General features: G+C 60.7%; 5 protein-coding genes and 1 pseudogene. 5 read left to right on the top strand and 1 reads right to left on the bottom strand.

From position 1 onward, the window contains the following. The first annotated feature begins 100 nt into the window (after positions 1-100). Genes A6A05_RS01665 through A6A05_RS01645 form a run of 5 tightly spaced genes read left to right on the top strand, consistent with a single transcriptional unit; the run spans position 101 to position 4,085 of the window. A complete protein-coding gene (locus tag A6A05_RS01665) occupies positions 101-430 on the top strand; it encodes a hypothetical protein (RefSeq protein WP_156520841.1) in 330 nt (109 codons plus the stop codon). Then, on the top strand, positions 427-765 hold the full coding sequence (locus A6A05_RS01660; protein WP_068496839.1) for an STAS domain-containing protein: 339 nt from the start codon (positions 427-429) through the stop codon (positions 763-765). Before A6A05_RS01665 ends, A6A05_RS01660 begins: the two co-directional genes overlap by 4 nt. 3 nt (positions 766-768) lie before the next feature. After that, on the top strand, positions 769-1,191 hold the full coding sequence (locus A6A05_RS01655; protein WP_068496837.1) for an ATP-binding protein: 423 nt from the start codon (positions 769-771) through the stop codon (positions 1,189-1,191). A 3-nt stretch (positions 1,192-1,194) separates the two neighbouring features. Further along, positions 1,195-2,514 carry a PP2C family protein-serine/threonine phosphatase gene (locus tag A6A05_RS01650; protein WP_068496834.1) on the top strand — a complete coding sequence of 440 codons (1,320 nt, stop codon included), beginning with the start codon at positions 1,195-1,197 and terminating at the stop codon, positions 2,512-2,514. Next, positions 2,511-4,085 carry an SAM-dependent methyltransferase gene (locus A6A05_RS01645; RefSeq protein ID WP_082910608.1) on the top strand — a complete coding sequence of 525 codons (1,575 nt, stop codon included), beginning with the start codon at positions 2,511-2,513 and terminating at the stop codon, positions 4,083-4,085. The genes A6A05_RS01650 and A6A05_RS01645 overlap by 4 nt, the downstream gene beginning before the upstream one ends. Positions 4,086-4,230: 145 nt before the next feature. Here A6A05_RS01645 and A6A05_RS22225 read toward each other — a convergent pair. Continuing rightward, positions 4,231-4,361: pseudogene (locus tag A6A05_RS22225) on the bottom strand (IS630 family transposase); the annotation flags it as partial. Between the last annotated feature and the right edge of the window lie 70 nt (positions 4,362-4,431).

The raw sequence follows: 4,431 nt of genomic DNA, 5'->3' as shown, positions 1-4,431 counted from the left end.
GTCCGTACCGCCTTGATTTCTATATCAGATTTGGCAGTCGCTGTCACGAAATCGCAGCACCATCTGGGAAATCCGGGCTTATGCAAGAGGAGACGGCCTGATGGTTGACTCTCATGGCACAATGGATGAATTGGATGCCGCCTTGCGCCATCTTGGCGGCGTCTATGATCGGGCGGAATTGTCGCCGCGCGCGCTTGCGCGTTTGGCGGCCATTCCCAAAACAGCCAAGGCAGGTCTTGGCCGGATGGCCAATGCCGCCCTTGACCGTCTTCGCATGCCCGAAGGGGCCGCCTTGTTGAGCGATCACCAGTTGAATGCCGCCATTGGCGGTGTGGGTGATGTCCCCTTGACAGGGGACGCAGCCCAACCGGAAACTTTTGCGACGGAAAATCAAGAGCCCCACGAGGCTAATAAGGATGAGGAAAAATGAACTTCTCGGAGAGTGTTAGCGAAGGGTTTCCTGTCGTCTGCATGAACGGCCGCATCGACAGCAGCACGGCCAAGACCTGCGAGGATTATCTGCTGTCCCATGTGGCCGATGGTCGCCCGGCCCTGGTGCTGGACCTTGCCAAGGTGGATTACGTCAGCAGCGCCGGGCTGCGCGTCCTGGTGATGGCTTCGCAGCGGGCCATGGGCCTGGGCCGTGGTTTCGCCGTGTGCAATCTGCAAGAGGATGTGGCCGAAGTGATGGAGATCAGCGGCCTGGAAGAGGTTCTCAATGTTTGCGAGGACCTTGGCGCTGCCATTTCTGTGGTAAAGGCCTGAGCCATGGACGGGGCCGTCCTCAATCTGCTGGTGGTTAACAAGCGCGAGGAGATGGACCGCATTCTGCCAGCATTCGAGGATTTCGCCGGAACAGCAGGGATATCTGCAAAGATCACCCGCCAGGTCATGCTGGTCATCGAGGAACTGGTCCTCAACACCATTCTTTATGGCTTCCCAGAGGGCGGAGACCACATCATCAACCTGGATATCGCTATTCAGGATGGAAGCCTGGTTCTGGAAATCCGCGACGACGGAAAGCCCTTCGATCCATTCAACGAAGCCCCAGCCCCCGATTTGACCAGCTCGATCATGGAACGGCGAGTCGGTGGACTGGGGGTTCATATCGTGAAGAAGACCATGGACCGGATTTCGTATCGCCACGATGGTGATTGCAATAATATTCGGGTCGAAAAAGTGATCGGGTGATTGATGGGCAATGATCGTAATAACTCGGTGCAGGAGACATTTCCTCAGGGTCTGCTCGCTGTTATTGGTGAAAAAGCAAGAAAACAGATCATCAATGATGCAGCGCCCGTCGATCTGGTCGATGGCGAGGTCCTGTTCCGCCAAGGCGAGATGGGATCCTGTGCTTATGCCGTGCTCGATGGCGAATTGGATGTCATGGTCGATGTGGGATTCGACTGTGTGAAGACCGCAACGGTCGGACCGGGTGGCCTGATCGGCGAAATCTCTATCTTCACCGAATCTACGCGCACGGCCACGGTGGTGGCGCGCGGCCTAGTGAGGTTGTTGCGCATCGAATCCTCGCACATGCTGGACATCCTTGAACAGAATCCCTCGGTTGCCCGGGCGGTGATCGCTGATCTAGGACGGCGGCTGGTTTCGGTCAATCAGCCGCTGGCGTTCCTGTCGGTCGCGGCCCAGGCCTTGCAGCGCAAGGATTTCAGCGGCGATGTCCTGAATGACATGATCGCCAACGCCCCCGATCTGGGAAGCTTTGCCCAGACCTTCAAGGAAATCATGGGTCAGGTCCAAAGCAACAATGTCCGCGACCAGGAAATGCAGATGGCGACCCAGATCCAGCGCTCGGTCCTGCCCAAGCCGCTTCCCGATCACGTCGCCCGCCATGTAGATCTTGACGCCTTCATGTGCCCCATGAAGGAAGTGGGCGGCGACCTGTATGACTATTTCGCCATCGACGATACTCATCTGGCGGTGGTGATCGCCGATGTGTCGGGCAAGGGCGTTCCCGCCTCGCTGTTCATGATGATGTGCCGCACCGTGATCCGGTCCGTGGCGGCCAGCGGATTGAGTGTCGACCAGTGCATGGCCCGTGCCAATGCTCTGCTGAACGAGGGCAACGAACTGGCCATGTTCGTGACTACGTTCCTGGGGATTCTCGCCCTGGAAACCGGCGAGTTCGTTTATTGCAATGGCGGGCACAACCGCCCCTATGTCATCACCGCCGGCGGCGAACTTGATGTCCTGAAAACCACGGGGCCGCTGGTGGCGATCATTCCCACCGCCCGCTACAAGTCGGCCAGCATGGTCCTGAACCCCGGCGACCTTTTGTTCATGTTTACCGATGGCATCACCGAGGCTCGTGCGGCGGATGATTCCTTGTATGGAGATGATCGTCTTCAGGAATTGCTGGCGGGATTGCGTGGCCGTTCGCCCGCCGAGGTGATCGCGGCGGTGGTCTCTTCGGTGGACAGCTTCGCCGCCGGGATGGAGCAGGCGGACGACATCACCTGTCTCGCCTTGATCCGCCGCACGGATTTGGGATGAAACCCGGGAAACTGCTAGAGCTGTTGTCCCGTGCCTTGGCCGGGCAGCGGCGGATGCGGATGGAATTTTCTACCCGACTGCGGCCGGGCAGGGTGGAAAAGGCGGGGCGTTTCTGTTGCTGGGTGGATCATAGCCCAGCGGCCGCCGATTCCGTGATGGCCGTGCTGCGGCAATTGGGGGCTCCAGTTGACGTGGCCGCCCAACCGCTTGCCGTCGCCGATGGGCAAGGGATTCGTCACGGCATCGCCATCGGGGGCGGCGCGCTCCGTTATTACCGCCAAGCCCGCCTCCCGAACACCCTTGCCGATGATTATCAGGCATGGCGGTGGCGTCCCGGCGGGGCCGTGGCCGAAACCCGGCGCTATGTCGCTTACTATCCTCCGGAAACTCCCGATGGGCTGCGCCCGCTGGATTTGGTCCCGGAAAGCCTGCGCGGCCCATTCGCGCGGCTTTTATCCGAACCGCGCTTTGTGCAGGCATCGGCATTTTGGCTGCGTCTGGGGCCTGATGGGCAGCCCGATCAGTTGGATCTGGCCTTTCCGTGGTCTCCTTGCGCCGACACCCTGCCGGGCCTGCTTGACCTGGGAGAATTGCTGAAACTGCCGGCAGGAAGCGGCTGGCGGCGCCTGCCTGTACGCCACGTCGCCGTATCACTGGTCGGTGACGAGCCGGAAATCACTTTGTATTCCTCCGCCCCATGGCAAGGCGCCTGGCCGGCGGGCGAAGCCGAATTGCGCCGTGGGGTCAAAGCCCAATCCCTCATCATGAACCGCCATGCCGAGACTCAGCTTTACGCGGCCTTTCCCCCGGCAAAGCAACCGGATGGGGCGGATGTCGGTGCCTTTTACGATGGAAGCATCGATTTATGGCGGCGCGTTCTGGGCCCGGATCTGCACTATCACTTCGGAATTTTTGACGATCCCCAGGCCAAGCCCGATTCTGAAGCCATGCAGGTGGCCCAGCGGCGGGCCGTAACGGAGCTTTACCCCCTGCTGCCCCAAGGAAAGCGCATCTATGACGTCGGCTGCGGTTGGGGCGGCCCCATGTCCATGTGGGTCCGAGACCTGGGTTGCCCCACCTTGGGCCTGACCGTCAGCCGCGATCAATACCGCCACATAGGCAGCCTGGGATTGCCGGTGCGCCTGGGCAATGCGGAGGAAACCCTGCCACCGGGTTTTTTCGACTGCGCGGTGCTGTTGGAATCGCTGTGCCATATGCGCGACAAAGAACGCCTGCTGCGGGGGCTGCGGGCATTCAGTTATCGGCTGGTCATGCGGGTGCATTGCCAGGATGCAGCCCCACCCGGTGTGGTGTTCGGCGGAACCATGCACATGATTTCATCGGGCGATCTTCGCCAACTGCTGGAGCGGACGGGCTGGACCATCCGTCATTGGCAGAACCGGCGGTTCGACACGCTGCCCAACTTTCAGGGCTGGTCCAATGCGTTGCGCTCCGTACCGCCCACTGGAAACGCCCATATTGAGGAGCTCCGCAAATGGGCGGCTCGGGGCGAGAGAATCATCTCTGACTGGGGCCACAACAATCCTCTGATTGAGGTCATGGCTACGTGACCCTTCTCCTGATTGATTCCGGTCAGAGAGACCCGGCCTGGAAAATTCGGACAGGTCGGTTGGGGGATTTTCTGCCAGAGAGCGGCCCGCTCAGCACTTGATCCGCACTTCCCACCGGTTCCCATCTTTATCCCCTACGGCACGCCAGCCGCCCCTTCTGCCCAACGCGGGCCTCATCCTGGAAATACAGGCTGATCCGCTTACCGGGGTGGGCCTCCGTGGCCGCCGCTACGGCGTCGCGCAGCCCCCTTTTTGAAAGCGTTCCTGCGCCTTCGGGCGGTCGAACAGCCCCGCGACGCCCTCGGCGTTGTAGCGCGTCACCGCGTCCCGCAACGCTTGGCGTTCC

The organism is Magnetospirillum moscoviense (assembly GCF_001650635.1).
Lineage (GTDB): Bacteria > Pseudomonadota > Alphaproteobacteria > Rhodospirillales > Magnetospirillaceae > Magnetospirillum > Magnetospirillum moscoviense.
The sequence above is the reverse complement of the archived record's forward strand: the minus strand, read 5'-3'. Positions and strand labels throughout refer to the sequence as shown.